We start from the raw sequence: 16,616 nt of genomic DNA, 5'->3' as shown, positions 1-16,616 counted from the left end.
GTTTGGCATGGTTCTTAGCCAGTTGTTAATGTATGAGTTATTGTAAAATACTCTACTACTTTTGCAAGAGGTCTATTTAAAACGTCCAATCAAAATAGAAGTTGAGATTTCCCTATAATACGGTGAATACAAATCTATTGTTAATAAGTTACTTACTATGAATGACTTACTTATCCCTCTAAAATAAAGTCCTAGTAATATTTTCTATATTAGGGCTTTATAGTTAAAGCTCATCAAACACTCTATTAATCCGCTGTATCTCGTCTAAACGTCCACATCTTATCGTCAGACACTTCTTTATCATAGCCATATTCTGTCAAATCCAAATGAACTTATTACGGGTCTTGCTACTCACTAATTATTGAGCGAGATATTGTGCTGCTAGTCGGTATAAAAGAGTTTCAAACAAAAATAGGTAAAGTTGTCTTATTGATTACCTTTCTCACTGATAAATGAGTGTGTATATCTTTTACGCTAGCAAGCTTATGTAGCTTACGGGTGAACCGCTCATAACCATCAAGATTAGGGCTCACTACTTCTAATAAATAATCATAAGAACCCGATACCACATGTCCATTAATCACCTCGTCCATGTTGGACAGAGCGCGTTCGAAAGCTGCGATAGATTCTTCTTGGTGGCTGTTGAGACTGACCTCCACAAAGAAACTCATCGCAATACCCGCTTTGGCTTTGTTTACGTTTGCTTGATAGTTCTCTATATAGCCTTCGTCCTCCAAACGCTTTAGGCGTCGCGCGCAAGGAGACGGCGACAGCCCTATACGTTCGGACAGTTCGGCTGTAGATAAACGCGCTTCTTTCTGGAGCACTTCCAAGATATGGCGGTCGATTTTATCCATAATTTACCTTTTGGCTTTTTAAACCAATAATTTTGATTTAGTTAGCATTATCCACCAAATATTTGCAAAATTGCAATGAATAAATAGAGATAAAAGCGCGTATTTTAATCGATAATTGGTCTTTGTATACCAGCATAAGACACGACTATGAATACGATATTCCATCCCTCATCGCGCAAAAATCCTTTGTTTATGATGTCGCCACTAACCAAAGGCTATGTGGCGATGAGCGTTGTATTATTGATTTGGTCAGGATTTGCGTTGACTGTACGAGCGGTTGGAGCATCGTCGCTAAGCATTGCCGATGTCATGCTCATTCGCTTCAGTGTACCGCTGGTCTTATTGACTCCTTGGGTACTCTCTAGTTTGAATGAAGTCAAAAAGATCAGACTGCCAGATATCATGTTTGTTTTACTTGGTGGCGTGCCTTTTCTTTTATTGGCTGCTTTTGGCGCAAGTACGGTACCAGCAGCTTACGTTGGTACTATTTTGACAGGTACGCCAGTCTTCTTTGCCGCAATATTGTCTTTTATTTTTTATCGTCAACGAATATCATTGAGGAAATTTGCCGCATTAATCCTTATTCTCTTTGGTATCGCTACGATGATTGGCGGGCGTGCACAGTCAGTGCCTAATAGTCTTCTGTACGGTGTGGGGTTATTGTTGATGGCAAGCCTGATTTGGGCGGGTTATACCTTGGGGTTAAAAAGCACCAAGTTAAGTCCAATAGCTATCGCTATCGTGCTCTCTTATACCTCGTTTTTTCTGACATTGATGATGGTTCTGTCTGGCATTGTGGAAACGAATGTAGGTTCTGTGTCTTTTGATGAAGCGCTTCCGTTTATCCTAGTACAAGGACTTGGTGTAGGGGTGGTATCAACCATTGCGTTTTCTTATGCAGTCAAAAAGCTGGGCTCCATTCGTACCTTATTACTTGGCTCTTTGTCCCCAGGATTAACCGCTATACTGGCTACGCTGATACTTAATGAGTCTCTATCAGTCATTATGATATGCGGCATCGTACTCAGTACCATTGGCGTCATCTTGTCCAATCGAGCGAAATAAACTAATTAAGGAAGTATCATGATGTTAGATAATATGCCTGTTATCAATGGCGATCCACTATGGGCATTGTTAGGTAGGTTTCGCGCTGACCAACGTAAACATAAAATAGATCTGTTGGTTGGTGTCTATCGAGACGAGCATGGCAATACGCCTGTGATGAAAACCGTGCAAGACGCAGAGATACATCTTGCTCATGAAGCTCATTCAAAGGCTTATGGCATGCTATCGGGTAACGCTAATTTTAACCAGCAAATGGCAAAATTTGTACTGGGTGACAGTCCAAGTCTAAAAAGCCAATGCACGATTCAGACGGTTGGAGCATCAGGGGCGCTACGACTCATTGCTGATTTAATCGCCACGCTCTCTCCAGATTCAACCGTTTGGATCAGTGACCCTGGCTATATCAATCATCGTCCGCTGATGGAAGGTGCTGGATTAAGAGTTGATACGTATCCATGGCAAAATAAAAATGGTCAGTTAGACATTGATGCGTGTTTTGCCGCGCTAGAAAAAGCAAAAGAAGGAGACGTGCTGTTATTACATGCGTGCTGCCATAACCCTACCGGTATAGATCCTTCTTTAGAGCAGTGGCAACTGTTTTCTGATAAATGTAAACAGAAAAATATTGTCCCGTTTATTGATATGGCGTATCAAGGTTTTGGCGATGATCCTGATACCGATGCTGCAGGTCTTCGTCTAATGATCGAAGACGCTGACTTTGCATTTATCGCCGCCAGCTGTTCAAAAAATATGGGGCTGTACAACGAGCGTACGGGTATTGCTACGGTGATGACGACGAACCATGAGCGTCACGCAGATATACAGACACTTTTAGAAACCATCACACGCGCCAATTACTCCATGCCGCCCAATCACGGTGCCGCAGTTGCTTCTTGTTTGCTAGACAGCCCAGATGTTTGGCTAGTAGAGCTAGCAAGCTACCGTAGTAGGGTAAATACTATTCGCCAAGCATTAGGCGCAGCCTTAAAAGATAGAGGTGCACCCGCAGAGTTTTTGGACATTTCGCATCAAAAAGGCATGTTTTCTCTATTACCGCTAACAGAAAACCAAATGCTCATGTTGCAAGATGAGTTCGCTATCTACGGCATGCCAAATGGTAGAATTAATATTGCAGGTTTGAAAATGACGGAAATCCCTCAACTAGCGGACGCTATCATGTCGGTTGTTTCACGTTAGAGAATAATTCTTATCGCTCAGTGCAATGGTTTTATGCATTAATCGCAACAGCAAGAAGGACACAACTATTTATACTTTATATTGGGATAAGGGTGGCGCCAATATGGCTACCCATGCTGTCTTTGAAGAGCTAGGCGTGCCTTATGAAATGATAGAAATAGACCTGTCTAAGAACATGCAAAAATCAGCTGAGTATCTAGCCATTAATCCAAATGGCAAAGTACCTACGTTGGTGCATCAGGGGTAGGTCATTTATGAGTCTGCGGCAATTTTAATGTATGTGTTAGATCAGCACCCAGAGTCTGGGCTAGCACCTGATATAGGATGCCCTAGGCGCGGTGTCTATTACCAGTATTTGTTTTGGGTGTCTTCTACACTACAAGAAGCCGCTAATCGCTGGGCACATCCCGAGCAGTACATCAGCGGCGAGCAAAATTTGCAACAAGTGAAAGATAAAGCGAATGATGTGCTAACCCACTGCTGGGATATTGTTGAAAAGAAGTTAGCGAGTAATGGTCCATGGTTGTTGGGCGATAAATTAAGTGGGGCTGATTTTCATTTATTTATGATCGCTCACTGGAGTCAGCGATATGCGAGTCGAGCACAGGATTGGACACACCTAGATGCACACTATCAAGCCATGCTAAACCGCACCTCGGTACAAAAAATGATGGAACAAGAAGGATTGTTATAATCCGTTCATAAGTTCAACTCGAAGATATCTGGTGAATGAGCTAGAAGCACTGAATTCAATGCTTCTAATGACTTCTAGCAATTGTAGTAAATGTAGTTTTATATGAAGCTACTGAAGCGCCGCATCTCTTCTAAATGTCCATGTCTTATCCATCAGACGCCTTGATGCAGTAATAGTATCCTGCCAAATCAAAATGCTTTAGCTGTTCAGCACTTCACTTGATATTGACCATTTTCTGACCTTTCTCGATGAATCGCGTTTCGCTAAAAGTATGATTTTGTCATAAAGTCTATTTGGCTATTAGAAGTTCTGTTATCGGAAGATAGCAGGGCTTTTTTGTGTCTAATTTCAATGGTGAGTTTCTTTTAACAAGTACTACTATATATGTTATTATTTGAATATATAATGGAGTGACAATTCAATCAAAAGGAGTTTGGACACGTGTTGCGGGTCAGAATGCGCAAAATATCATGTGCCATTTAATGTGATAACGATGAAGAAGATTAGGCTTGGAATCCTTATAGAAGATAAGACCTTGGCGTGGTACAACTTTGAACCACTTAAATCATTGGTGGATGAAGGAGTTGTCGAGGTTTGTATTGCTATTCAACGAAATATAAAACAGAAACGCAGTGTACTAAAGTCTATTCCCCTAATTAATCAAAAAATATTCTCTTTTCTTTCTCGAACTAAGAGTAATGCTAAGCATTATTCTATTCACGACTTATCAAAAAATGGCTCAATGCCTACTATCATGTCTATACCGAAGCAGGGTGAGTACACTGAAGAAATTGAAGATTCAGTGATTGAGAAAATCGAAGCTGCGGATTTAGATTACCTGCTTAATATTGGTTTCAGAGCGCTGACAGGAAAAATTTTAAGTATTACAAAAAACGGTGTGCTTTTTTTTCATTATGGCAATAATGCGATACAACATGATAAGCCTACGTTATATTGGCAGTTTGCTGAACAATGGGAAAGTAGTGTCGTTACTTTGCAATTATTAAATGAACATCTTAATGTAGATAAAGTAGTAGAGGAAGGTTATGGCACGCTATTTTACTGGGATTATAACTTAACTAAGCGTAAGTCAAATGGGATAGCAGCATCGATATTATATTGGTACTTCCACAGGAATAGAGTTGGAGTTAATACCGGAAAGTCTATTAAGACAACTGACGAACACACGTCTCATCACAAACCTGACTTATCAATGACCATCAAACACTTACCTAGATTCTTAAAATATTATACTGTCAAAACTTTTTATAAGAGTTTTTATCTCAATCAGTGGAGCCTCTTTATTGGATCTGTTGATCAACCAATACATACATATACAGAAATACCGCCTGCGAAAGGCTGCTTTTGGGCTGATCCTTTTTATATTGAACACGACTCAAGACGTTACATATTTTTTGAAAGCTTAAATTACAAAGAGAATGTTGGTCGAATAGAGTGGATAGAGCTGAATGAAAGCCATCAAATTATTGGTTCAGGAAAAGCTGATTTGGGTATTAGCACGCACTTAAGCTTTCCCAATGTATTCGAGTATGAGGATGCTGTCTATATGATTCCAGAGGCTGCAAAAACCAATTGTATTAGCTTATTAAAAGCGACAGATTTTCCGTGTAAGTGGGAAAAAGTTCATGAGTTAGTTTCAGGCGTTCAGGCAGTAGATAGCGCCGTGATTGAGCATAATGGATTATGGTATCTTTTTACAACCCACGGTTCAATTTCAGCATTTACTATGGATTTAGAGCTGTATATTTATACCTCTGACAAGCTGCAAGCAGATAATTGGACCATTCATCCTTCGGCGCCTCTAAAAATTGACGTACGTGGATCTCGATTAGCAGGCGCATTATTCCGAAAAGACGGTCAGCTCTTTCGTACTGCTCAGGATGGCACTCTTAGATATGGGCGTAGGGTGGCTTTATACCTAGTAGAGGAGTTGACACCGACCTCTTATAAAGAAACCTTTGTACGTTATATTGAACCGAATTGGGAGACTGATATTGATCGTCTCCATACCTATAATATTTATAATGAAACAGTAGTACTTGATGTTTCAAGGGATAAGTTGCGTTTTAGAGTATAGGTACTAAAAAATTTAGTGGTTGGAGAATAAAAAACCCATCATAAGTTTCGGCTTATGATGGGTTTTTTATAATTTTGACTCGTATTATCTCAAGCTACTGATCCGCCGCATCTCGTCTAAACGTCCACGTCTTATTATCGGAAGCTTCTTCACAATAGTAATATCCTGCCAAGTCAAACTGCTTTAGTTGTTCAGCATTAGTCAGCTTATTGTCAGCAGCATATTTGACCATTAGCCCACGTGCTTTTTTGGCATAAAAGCTAATTACTTTATATTGACCATTTTTCTCGTCTTCAAATCGTGGCGTAATGATGTCTGCCTTTAGTGCTTTTTTCTTTACCGCCTTAAAGTATTCATTGGAAGCTAAATTAACCAATGTTTTGTCATCGCTGTCAGCCATACGTGCATTGATAACGTTAGTCACTTCCTCGCCCCAAAACTCATAAAGATTGCCACCGCGCTCATTTTTCAGCTTGGTACCCATCTCTAAGCGATATGGCTGGATAAGATCTAGTGGCTTTAGTACTCCATACAGTCCAGACAAAATGCCTAAGTGCTCATTGACATAAGTAGCGGTATCTTTGTCCATATGATACATGTCAAGCCCAGTATAGACATCACCATCGAATAAATAGCCTGCAGGTTTGGCGGCGTTATCAGAGGCATCGTTAGTAAATGGCTGCTCTTCGCTCCAATGCCATTGTTGATTGCGCGTGGCATTAAGCTGAGCCAAATCGTCAGATATACTCATCAATTCTTGTAGGTCAACAGGCTCTTTTGACTTCAGTACTTTCATCAGTTCTTGTGAGCGTTCGATTAGCTCGGGCTGACTATAATAATTGCCTAAATTTAGTGGTATAGCGTCTGTTTCGTTCAGGGATTTTGCAGGGGAGAGCAAAAAATACATGGTTATTCCTTATTATAATGAATCGATGACGGGTTTTTTCGAGTGTCAAGTATTCTTATTATACGGTATGCATGGGTGGAACTTGACTTCACCTTGCTCATTTTATGTTCATTGACGTTATTTGTTTAATAAAAGAACGGATGTAACATTAGGAAATAAGTAGAGTTAGGCCTGTATCTATAAGGGCTAAGCGTTTTTCGGAAAAATAAAAGGCTTTAATATACCAACAAAAAGTATGCCAATGGTGTAAATACCTAAATTTTTATTTTACTTGTGGGTCATCATTAGACAATGAAACTTGACGAACGATATCTCTATAATAAAAAGGCATGATGGTAAAGTAGCTATCATTTATTAAATTGATAACCTTTGGTCGCTGTAATGGATTAATCATGATCAATGGGTTTTGTCCCCTGTGCTTTTTAGATGTGCGTTGAGGGTATTAAAGGTAGTCGTGAGACGTAAATATAGTCATTGGACGTAAGTAAGGAGACGGTATGAAAATCGGTGTAATCAGTGCAGATATCACGAGCGAGAGCCGTGTAGCCATAACCCCAGACGCAGTCAAAAAATTGCGTAAACTTGGGTTTGAAGTCGTCATTCAGTCAGGTGCAGGTCAAGCAGCATACTATGCTGATGAGTTGTATCAGGCTGCGGGTGCCGACATTGCCAGTAGTCGTACCGAGGTGATTACCCAGTCTAAGATTATTACCACCGTCAATGACCTACCAGCGGAAGCCACTGAAAGCTTATCATCTGGTCAGATCGTCATTGGCATGCTTGACCCGTATCGCAACACTCAGCTTGACACTTATGCAGCCAAAGGCGCGACAGTCTTTGCGATGGAATTATTGCCTCGTACACTGTCACGCGCACAGAATATGGACGTATTGTCGTCACAAGCCAACCTTGCTGGTTATAAAGCCGTATTGCTCGCGGCCAATGAGTATTCACGTCCTTTCCCAATGTTTATGACTTCAGCAGGTACGGTTAAGCCAGCTAAGGTCGTTATCCTAGGTGTTGGTGTTGCAGGTCTACAAGCGATTGCGACAGCCAAGCGTTTGGGTGCAGTGGTAGAAGCCAGTGACTTACGTCCGACCGCTCGCGAGCAAGTGGAATCACTCGGTGGTAAATGGCTTGATGTGCCGATGAGTGCAGAGGAGGCTGAAACAGCTAAGTCTACCGGTGGTTATGCATGGACGCCATCAGAGCAATATGTTAAAGATCAAGCAGCTGTCGTAGATAAAGCGCTCAGTAATGCTGACATCGTTATTACCACGGCGCAGATTCCTGGTCGTAACGCACCGCGTTTGGTACATGGCGCAACGCTTGCCAAAATGAAGGCAGGTTCTGTACTGATCGATATGGCGGCTGGTACCGGTGGTAATGTCGAAGGCAGCGTGCCTAACGAAACCATCACCACAGACAACGGCGTACGTATCGTTGGTGCCGCCAATATCCCATCTATGCTCGCCGCACAGTCGTCAGATTTGTATGCCAATAACCTTGTTAACTTTATTACGACATTGATTGCACCTACTGGCGATGATGCATCGGCTAGCTTGGCACTTAACTTAGACATGGAAGACGAGATTCAGGGCGCACTGGCAGTGACACATGACAGTCAGGTACGACTGGCCAAACGCTAGTTTGAACAGTCTATTACCACATATTTCGTCACTACACATTTGCCAGTAATGAATAAATTTTTAGGAGGATTAGATGATTGCCACTATTTTAGCTGCAGCGCCAGCCGGTGCGGCCATGAGTAGCACACCATTTGTAGCGATTTTCACTGTATTTGTGCTCGCTATTTTTGTCGGATACTACGTGGTTTGGGGCGTAACGCCTGCATTACATACGCCATTGATGGCGGTAACCAACGCTCTATCAAGTATCGTCATCGTGGGTGCGATGCTACAGACCGTCACGATTGATGGTTCAATGTTTACACCGACCAGTTTGCTTGGTGCCTTTGCGGTATTTTTAGCCAGTATCAATATTTTCGGTGGCTTTGCTGTGACTGAGCGTATGCTTGCGATGTTCAAACCGAAAGTGAAAAAAGCGCCAGTCGCAACCCCTGATGTTGGAGGTGATGCATGAATGACTTCTCAGTAATGATTGCAGCAAATGCAGATTGGTTCTACCTAGTCGGCGCGATTCTTTTCGTTTTAACCTTACGTGGTTTGTCTAGCCCAAAGACCGCTATCCGTGGTAACCGCTTTGGCATGGTAGCGATGGCGATTGCGGTCGTCACGACATTCTTCTTAGCAGAAGGCCCTGTGCTTTGGTTAATTATTGGCGCGATGATATTGGGTGCCCTCGTTGGTATGTGGAAGGCAAAGACGGTTGCGATGACCCAAATGCCAGAAACCGTCGCTTTGATGCATTCATTCGTCGGTTTGGCAGCAGTAGCCATTGCATTAGCGACGGTATTGCACACTGAACAGCAGCATGGCGCGGTTGCCCGAGTTGAGCTGTTCATTGGTTGTTTCATCGGTGCGATTACCTTTTCAGCCTCGGTCTTTGCCTTTGGTAAGTTAGCAGCAAAAAGCTGGGCGAAAACGTTGGTTGGTGGCTGGGTAAAACCTGTCCAAGCGTTATTGTTCATTGCGATGATTGGTTTCGGTGGCGTCTATTTCGTTACTGACTCATTACCAGCATTTTATGCGATGGCAGTGATTGCCGTTATCTTTGGTTGGATGTGGATTGCGCCAATCGGTGGCGGTGACATGCCAGTAGTCGTATCACTACTGAACTCATTCTCAGGTTGGGCAGCAGCAGGTATTGGTTTTACGCTTGGCAACTCGATGCTGATTATCGCAGGTTCGCTAGTCGGTTCATCAGGTGCGATCTTGTCTTACATCATGTGTAAAGCCATGAACCGCTCACTACTTAATGTCTTGTTTGGTGGCATGGGCACGTCAGCTGTGGCAGCAGGCGGCGATGATGGGGCACCGAAGAATTACAAAGCAGGCTCAGCAGAAGACGCAGGGTTCCTGATGTCTAATGCCAGTAGCGTGGTCATCGTACCAGGTTACGGTATGGCGCAAGGCCGTGCACAGAATGCAGTAAAAGAGCTATATGAGTTGTTAAAAGAAGAAGGTGTTAACGTTCGCTTTGCTATCCATCCAGTTGCGGGTCGTATGCCAGGTCATATGAACGTCCTATTGGCTGAAGCTGATGTCCCTTATGATGATATTTTAGAAATGGACGAGATCAACTCAGACTTTGCGAGTACAGATGTGGTGTTGGTCATCGGTGCGAACGACGTTGTGAACCCATCTGCGAAAGATGATCCTACTTCTCCAATCTTCGGTATGCCGATTCTAGAAGTCAGCAAAGCCCAGACGGTCATGGTCATCAAGCGTTCAATGAGTACTGGTTATGCAGGTCTGGATAACAGCTTGTTCTACATGGACAAAACGATGATGATCTTTGGCGATGCCAAGAAAATGGTAGAAGAGATGGTACGTACTATCAATGGCGGCGGTCATTAATCTCTAAGCTATGTTTTTAACCATGATTATTTACAGATAAGTTTTAGATAAAGAAAGTCACTGAGGTGGCTTTTTTTGCGTTAAAGTGGGCGACATTTATAAGCCGACTATGGACTGAGGTTATTTCCAATTATGGTCAGTTTTTAATGATCACAATATTAACTGCGCTTTATGTACTCAGTATACGATTTGCGCTTGATTAATCTTTTAGCCCATGTGAGCTGCTTCAACGATAGACAATCACCAATTATAAATACGATGAAATAAGAGAAAGATTTATGAACATGTTACTGCGTTTTTTTATTATGGTTAGCTTACTTAAGCAACAGCTCAAGCATCAATCGACGAGCGAAACTATCAGTCTAGAGACATTGACTGCACCGACCGTCCGCCATTATCGAATTTTGCCCCACGATATGGGGTTTCGCGATCATTTGCCCAATTATCGTTATTTATCATTTATTGAGCTCAACGTCACGCGCTGGGTAAAGGCGTGCTGTCACCAAAAAGGCATCAAGTCGCTGAATTGGGTGATTGCCATGCAAGAGATGATTTATCTTAAGCAAATTAAATTTTTGGATAAAATGACGCTTAGCAGTGCAGTCGCAGGATGGGATCATAAATACGTGTATTTTGAGCATCGGTTTTTTGTCAAAAATCAGCTGATGGGCGTTGGTATGACCAAGTTTGTTTTTACAGATAGTAAAGGTATGCGCACACCAGAAGTATTAGATATGATGGGCGAGCAGTTGACAGATACGATTAACACATGGAATGAGCACCAAGTCGCGGTAAAATCGACCAAATCAGCCTAAGCCACATCGCCAAACAGTATTGAAAAACAACATCGTAAAGTAACTTGGCTATAATCATTTGCTGAATTTTGGTAGGATAGAGCCCATCAAGTCGTCAGTATTAGGACGATGGCATCGTTTTTAATATGATGATTCTCAAAACGACTAAAAAAAGGTACCGTTATGACCCCACAAAAATTAAAATGGACAGACAGCTTAGATATCGCGATTGAGCTTTATGAGAAATTCCCAGAAACAGATCCGCAGTATATTCGCTTTACTGATTTGCATCGCTGGGTCACTGAACTTGAAGGCTTTGATGATGATCCACAAAAATCAAATGAAGGCATCCTAGAAGCCATTCAAATGAACTGGATTGATGAAGCCGATTAATCGATTCGATCTGCCAGCATTGCTACAAACAGAAAACTAAATAAACAGATAAAAAAGGCCGCATCATGACCTCACAAATTAAAGAGCTACCAGAAGCGATAGCTTGTCGCGGTATCAGCGTTCGTACCACTAATAACGCTGAGATAAGCCATGACACTGCCAAGCTTGGCAGATTATGGCAGAAGTTTTATCAAAATCACGCGGGTGAACTCCCTGAGGGTGAAGACATTTATGGTGTCTATCACAACTACGAAAGCGATGATCTAGCAGGAGCGTTTGACGTTGTGGCCAGTTGGAAAGTAGCCAGCGAGCAAGATGCACAATCAGAAAGCGACAGTGTAGCCAGTACTAGTAACGTAGTGACGGTTGATATTCCTGCAGGAAAGTACTTGGTATTTTCTGAAGAAGGTTACATGCCTAACACTGTGATGAATGCATGGGAAAGTGCTTGGGAGTATTTCAATGCGCCCGATTGTGAGCATACCCGAACGTTTGCTGTAGACTTTGAGCATTATATCGGTGGTAACTTAGAATACGGTCAAGTTGATGTCTGTATTGGTATTGAATAAAGCTATTAATTGACTTAAGTAACTTAAGCTGATCAAGCCATTTTTGATAAAATAATGACAAAAAAAGCGCTAACCTAAATCAGGTAGCGCTTTTTTCTTTGAGCGGATGTCATCAATTAGACAGTCGCAATTAATACTACATTCAATCTAGCAACAAATTTTCCAAAATGCCTTCGTAAATCTGCGCAAGCTTTCCTAGGTCATCGACTTCTACTTTTTCATCCACTTGATGAATCGTCGCATTACGCACACCCAGTTCAACGACTTGGGCACCAGTTGGTGCGATGAAGCGTCCATCGGAAGTACCGCCAGAAGTAGATAATGTCGTATCAACATCGGTTACTTTTTTGATCGCATTTTGGCAGGCTGAAACCAGTTTTCCTTCAGGGGTCAAAAACGGCTGACCAGATAATTTCCAATGAATATCGTAGCTCGCTTTGCTATTGGCAAAGTGCTTATCAAAGATAGCATGCGTTTTTGCCTTTAGTTCATCTTCAGTCGTTTCAGTTGAGAAACGGAAGTTAAAAACCATGTTTAGCGTTTCAGGAATGACATTGGTTGCGCCAGTGCCGCCGTTGATATTCGATATTTGTAATGATGTGGCTGGGAAGTAGTCGTTGCCGTTGTCCCATGCGGTAGAAGTCAATTCAGCAAGGGCAGACATCGCCGCATGAATTGGATTAGATGCCAGATGTGGATAGGCGACATGGCCTTGTTTACCTGTAACGGTAAGCTCAGCACCTAGCGAGCCACGACGACCGTTTTTGATGATATCGCCTAACGTATCAGTACTTGACGGCTCGCCAACGAGACAGTAGGTGATTTTTTCTTGACGAGCTTCTAAAGTTTCGATCACTTTGACCGTACCATTAATTGACGGCCCTTCTTCGTCCGAAGTGATTAAAAAAGCAATAGAGCCATTGTGCTCAGGATGATTGGCGACGAAACGTTCGGCTGCAACAGTAAAAGCTGCAATACCCGTTTTCATATCGGCGGCACCGCGTGCCCACAGATACCCATCAGCGATAGTTGGAGTAAACGGAGGGTATGTCCAGTTTTTTTCGTCACCTGTTGGTACGACATCAGTATGACCAGCAAAGCAAATCACTGGATCGCTAGTACCGCGGCGTGCCCATAAGTTTTTGACTTCGGCATGTTCACCGCTTTGTTTTCTATCACCAAAATACATAAACTCGCAATCAAAGCCTGCTTGTTCTAACCGTGCTGACAACATATCTTGGCAACCATCGTCATCGGGCGTTACTGAAGGGCGCTCTAACAGTGCAATACTTAAGTCTAATGTTTCTTGCTGATGAGTCGTGTGTTGCGACGTGCTTGATTGGTTATGAGAGTCAGACATGAATAAGCCTTTTGTATAATAAATTAAAATGGTAAATATAAATGAATAGTAGAGAATAAGTGCTAAACGGCTACTTCGACAAAGGGTACAAGACCATCACGGCGCATCCAAGTAGCGATAGAGTAGCGTTGGCGATGCGCAGTTTGTACTTGATGACGTAAATCACTATCAAAAATAATCAGTCTATTGGCAACGGGCATCACTTCATGGTGCGTGCCATGCTTATCGACGACTTCTAGTGCGCCGCCATCGGTTGATTCCCAATCATCATTGAGATAAAACACTGCCGAGATAACCCGTTCATCACGTCCAGCAGGGTTGTCACTGTGCCATTGATAGCCAAAGCCAGTCGGATAGCACGCATAATGTGCTTCACTATGGCGAATACCAGCGAATAAACTACGATTGAATAGCGAGGCCAGCGCATTAATACTTTGCAGATAATAGTAGCCTGCAAAAAAGTCTTCAGTAATCCAGCGTATTCTATCACCACGTATATCACTGATGCGAACACCCGCGGTCAGCTCTGCATCACGATAGTCAATAAAACCGCTTTCTGCTTGTAGTGCTAATAAGGCAGTACTATTGAATACGTTATCAATAATGAGCCAGCCATCAGTGACAAAGGTATCAAGCTGTTTATCCGTCAGCTTATCTTCCCAGTCCACCGCAAAGTCAGACATTTGCAATACATGCTGAGTAGGAATTTCTTGGCTATCATTACGAGTATCTGGCAGCAGTAATGGTGGATTATCCTGACCTATCGGATGATCAACGACCAACGCTGTCTTGTTAAGGTTGCTAATAATCTGCGTCATTTCATCTCATTATTATCAATCAGCTGTCAATATACCGTCATTCAATGCGTTTTTATTGAAAGCACTTACTAAAACCACATTATCTTTTACTCTGCCTATGCTACCATAGATGCAATTTTTCTTATTTAAACTTTTGAGATTATGAACTATAAACACGCCTACCACGCTGGTAACTTTGCTGATGTGGTTAAACACATTTTATTGGTACAACTGCTTAATCAACTGGGGCAGAAAAACAAACCTTTTTATGTGCTTGACGCTTATGGCGGTCGTGGACTGTATTCACTAAGCAGTGAAGAAGCGCGCAAAACAGGTGAGGCCAAAGGTGGTATTCAAGCTTTTCTGAAAGCAGATACCGAAAAGGCCCCAGCTGCTGTCAAAGATTATATGGAAGGCATCAAGCAAGCCAAATTCACTTACGACAATAAAGTCTATCCTGGTTCGCCATGGTGGGTGGCTCATCATGTCGAAAAAACCGCCGCTAAAAAGCCTGATGCTGGCGTGCGTGCTGAGGCTTTTGAAGCCAAAGCGACTGAATACGATGCGTTGAACTATCAGCTGCATAAGTTGCCAATTGGTATCCAGCATCGTGATGCTTTTGAAGGTATCACCGCTGTTATTCCACCAAAAGAAAAGCGCGGTTTGATTTTCCTTGATCCTCCTTATGAGCAAGAGCACAAAGATTTTACGCGCCTGATCGATTTATTGGTCGCGGCTTATAACAAATGGCCACAAGGAACTTATGCGCTTTGGTTCCCAATCAAAAACATCGAAGCCGTAGAGCTCTTCTACAAAAAGCTCAAACGTACTGAAATGAGACGTCAGCTGGTTTGTGAGCTAAACATTTATCCTAATGATGTTGCGGTTGGTCTGAACGGTACAGGTCTACTGGTTATCAATCCGCCATGGCAGTTTGATAATCATGCACGTGAGATATTACGTTTCTTACAGCCAGTACTAAAAGTAGAAGACGCGCCAAACTTGACGCCTGATAGTGCGACCAATGTGCGCTGGCTCGTCGGCGAATAGCAATAACGGCCAATAAGGATATTAAGATGACGACTCAGCCACCTAACAGTCAATCAAACAGTACGTCTTCAAACGATGGATTATTGCAAGACAGTGCGGCTACTCAGCCGCCGTTTGTCGATGAGCATGAGTTTAATATCCGTCTAGCAAATAACGACAGCTATGATGGTTTGACATTTGAGGTGATTGAAGCTGAAGTAGCCGAAGGTAAGCGAGTGGTTAGTCGCGGTGTTTATTTGGCACCCAATCTAATTACCACTTTATCGCTACTGTCAGGTTTTTACTCGATTTTGGCGAGCACCCAAGGCGAGTTCTATAAAGCAGCTTTGGCTATCTTTTTATCCGCTATTCTTGATGGCGCAGATGGACGTGTCGCACGTATGCTCAATGCGCAAAGTCCATTTGGTGAGCAATACGACTCTTTAGCAGATATGCTAGCGTTTGGTGTTGCCCCTGCTATTTTGATTTATAGCTTCGCTTTAGAGCCATTGGGTCGTATCGGCATTGGCTGTGCGTTTGTCTTTACCGCTTGTGCTGCTTTTCGCCTTGCACGCTTTAATGTTCAAGTCGGCATCGTCGATAAAAAGTACTTTGTTGGCTTGGCAAGTCCGCTGGCTGCTATATTGGTGACGTCCGCTGTGATGGTTGCAGTCGATCATAACGAGTGGATTGGTAAATACGATACAGCCGTCATGCTATTGTTTGCAGCTTGGGTCGTGACTTGCGGTCTACTGATGGTCAGCAATGTCAAATACTATAGCTTTAAAGAATTTGATAAAAAGAAAGTGCCTTTTGTAGTGCTTATCATTGGGGTGCTAGTCATGAGCATCGTGCTCTATGATATTCCTGTTGGTATCTTAGCGATCGGTATTATTTATGCGTTATCAGGTATCGTGACTACGATTAAAACGAAAGTGAAAAGCTAGATACTGTATTTAGATTTTATATAAGGGAACTTACCGTCAGGTAAGTTCCTTTTTTTACGCACTCTATATACTGCTGAAGTACACCAGCCCATATAAAAAAGCTAAATCTATAGATATAAAAGACAGTATTTAAAGTTTGATAGCGATAACAATAGGTTAGGTAAATAGAGTATCGCTGATAGAAAATAACTGAGATTATTTATAGAGTTTCCTTGTTTTCTATCTAAAACTCCGTATAATGCCACCCAGTCGAAAGGGAAGTGGTTTACTGATTTGGATAATGTAAATTGTTTAAATTAAATAGAAAATACTTCTTGACTAAATAAATATAGCGTCTATAATACGCACCTCATCAAGACGAGCTGGAAGTAGCTAGTGTGTAGATTACACATTGATAACCCAGTTAACT

Annotated in this window: 17 protein-coding genes; 13 read left to right on the top strand and 4 right to left on the bottom strand. The window is 42.3% G+C overall.

Going from position 1 to position 16,616, the window contains the following annotated elements:
• Nucleotides 1–401: 401 nt before the first annotated feature.
• On the bottom strand, nucleotides 402–857 hold the full coding sequence (locus JMY00_RS13085) for an Lrp/AsnC family transcriptional regulator (protein ID WP_057758867.1): 456 nt from the start codon (nucleotides 855–857) through the stop codon (nucleotides 402–404).
• A gap of 147 nt (nucleotides 858–1,004) precedes the next feature.
• Here JMY00_RS13085 and JMY00_RS13080 point away from each other — a divergent pair, with 147 nt between their 5' ends.
• The 5 genes from JMY00_RS13080 to JMY00_RS13060 all read left to right on the top strand — a co-directional run bounded on the left by JMY00_RS13080 (nucleotide 1,005) and on the right by JMY00_RS13060 (nucleotide 5,911).
• Complete coding sequence (locus JMY00_RS13080) at nucleotides 1,005–1,922, top strand: DMT family transporter (protein WP_240990762.1); 918 nt, start codon at nucleotides 1,005–1,007, stop codon at nucleotides 1,920–1,922.
• Between the two features lie 18 nt (nucleotides 1,923–1,940).
• Complete coding sequence (locus tag JMY00_RS13075; RefSeq protein WP_201580468.1) at nucleotides 1,941–3,119, top strand: aromatic amino acid transaminase; 1,179 nt, start codon at nucleotides 1,941–1,943, stop codon at nucleotides 3,117–3,119.
• 25 nt (nucleotides 3,120–3,144) lie between these two features.
• Nucleotides 3,145–3,366 (top strand): glutathione S-transferase N-terminal domain-containing protein, encoded by a 222-nt coding sequence (locus JMY00_RS13710; protein ID WP_277350423.1) that lies wholly within the window; start codon nucleotides 3,145–3,147, stop codon nucleotides 3,364–3,366.
• 27 nt (nucleotides 3,367–3,393) lie between these two features.
• The gene (locus JMY00_RS13065) at nucleotides 3,394–3,813 is read left to right on the top strand and encodes a glutathione binding-like protein (protein WP_201580466.1); all 420 of its coding nucleotides are present in this window, start codon (nucleotides 3,394–3,396) and stop codon (nucleotides 3,811–3,813) included.
• A gap of 493 nt (nucleotides 3,814–4,306) precedes the next feature.
• Nucleotides 4,307–5,911 carry a glycoside hydrolase family 68 protein gene (locus tag JMY00_RS13060; RefSeq protein WP_201580465.1) on the top strand — a complete coding sequence of 535 codons (1,605 nt, stop codon included), beginning with the start codon at nucleotides 4,307–4,309 and terminating at the stop codon, nucleotides 5,909–5,911.
• Nucleotides 5,912–6,005: 94 nt separating this feature from the next.
• Here the strand turns inward: JMY00_RS13060 and yaaA are convergent, their stop codons facing one another.
• On the bottom strand, nucleotides 6,006–6,818 hold the full coding sequence (gene yaaA / locus JMY00_RS13055; RefSeq protein ID WP_201580464.1) for a peroxide stress protein YaaA: 813 nt from the start codon (nucleotides 6,816–6,818) through the stop codon (nucleotides 6,006–6,008).
• Between the two features lie 497 nt (nucleotides 6,819–7,315).
• On the opposite strand from yaaA, the gene JMY00_RS13050 reads away from it, so the two are divergent.
• From JMY00_RS13050 to JMY00_RS13025, 6 genes are all read left to right on the top strand, one after another.
• Nucleotides 7,316–8,467 carry a Re/Si-specific NAD(P)(+) transhydrogenase subunit alpha gene (locus tag JMY00_RS13050; RefSeq protein ID WP_201580463.1) on the top strand — a complete coding sequence of 384 codons (1,152 nt, stop codon included), beginning with the start codon at nucleotides 7,316–7,318 and terminating at the stop codon, nucleotides 8,465–8,467.
• Between the two features lie 115 nt (nucleotides 8,468–8,582).
• The gene (locus JMY00_RS13045) at nucleotides 8,583–8,921 is read left to right on the top strand and encodes a proton-translocating transhydrogenase family protein (RefSeq protein ID WP_201580471.1); all 339 of its coding nucleotides are present in this window, start codon (nucleotides 8,583–8,585) and stop codon (nucleotides 8,919–8,921) included.
• Between the two features lie 14 nt (nucleotides 8,922–8,935).
• Nucleotides 8,936–10,318: an NAD(P)(+) transhydrogenase (Re/Si-specific) subunit beta gene (locus tag JMY00_RS13040; RefSeq protein ID WP_201580470.1), complete on the top strand. Its 1,383-nt coding sequence runs from the start codon at nucleotides 8,936–8,938 to the stop codon at nucleotides 10,316–10,318.
• A gap of 278 nt (nucleotides 10,319–10,596) precedes the next feature.
• On the top strand, nucleotides 10,597–11,133 hold the full coding sequence (locus JMY00_RS13035; protein WP_201580462.1) for an acyl-CoA thioesterase: 537 nt from the start codon (nucleotides 10,597–10,599) through the stop codon (nucleotides 11,131–11,133).
• Between the two features lie 162 nt (nucleotides 11,134–11,295).
• A complete protein-coding gene (gene iscX / locus JMY00_RS13030; RefSeq protein ID WP_021812734.1) occupies nucleotides 11,296–11,505 on the top strand; it encodes a Fe-S cluster assembly protein IscX in 210 nt (69 codons plus the stop codon).
• A 65-nt stretch (nucleotides 11,506–11,570) separates the two neighbouring features.
• Entirely contained in the window at nucleotides 11,571–12,074 is a 504-nt protein-coding gene (locus tag JMY00_RS13025) for a GyrI-like domain-containing protein (RefSeq protein ID WP_201580461.1), read from the top strand.
• 142 nt (nucleotides 12,075–12,216) lie between these two features.
• Here the strand turns inward: JMY00_RS13025 and dapE are convergent, their stop codons facing one another.
• On the bottom strand, nucleotides 12,217–13,434 hold the full coding sequence (dapE, locus tag JMY00_RS13020; protein ID WP_201580460.1) for a succinyl-diaminopimelate desuccinylase: 1,218 nt from the start codon (nucleotides 13,432–13,434) through the stop codon (nucleotides 12,217–12,219).
• A 62-nt stretch (nucleotides 13,435–13,496) separates the two neighbouring features.
• On the bottom strand, nucleotides 13,497–14,252 hold the full coding sequence (locus JMY00_RS13015) for a 2OG-Fe(II) oxygenase (RefSeq protein WP_201580459.1): 756 nt from the start codon (nucleotides 14,250–14,252) through the stop codon (nucleotides 13,497–13,499).
• Between the two features lie 141 nt (nucleotides 14,253–14,393).
• Between JMY00_RS13015 and rlmJ the strand changes: the two genes are divergently transcribed.
• Together rlmJ and pssA are read left to right on the top strand one after the other, a co-directional pair.
• Complete coding sequence (rlmJ, locus tag JMY00_RS13010; protein ID WP_057758888.1) at nucleotides 14,394–15,281, top strand: 23S rRNA (adenine(2030)-N(6))-methyltransferase RlmJ; 888 nt, start codon at nucleotides 14,394–14,396, stop codon at nucleotides 15,279–15,281.
• A gap of 26 nt (nucleotides 15,282–15,307) precedes the next feature.
• Complete coding sequence (gene pssA / locus JMY00_RS13005; RefSeq protein ID WP_240990761.1) at nucleotides 15,308–16,207, top strand: CDP-diacylglycerol--serine O-phosphatidyltransferase; 900 nt, start codon at nucleotides 15,308–15,310, stop codon at nucleotides 16,205–16,207.
• Nucleotides 16,208–16,616 lie beyond the last annotated feature (409 nt).

It is taken from the genome of Psychrobacter sp. Pi2-52 (assembly GCF_904846705.1).
Taxonomy (GTDB): Bacteria; Pseudomonadota; Gammaproteobacteria; order Pseudomonadales; family Moraxellaceae; genus Psychrobacter.
The sequence above is the reverse complement of the archived record's forward strand: the minus strand, read 5'-3'. Positions and strand labels throughout refer to the sequence as shown.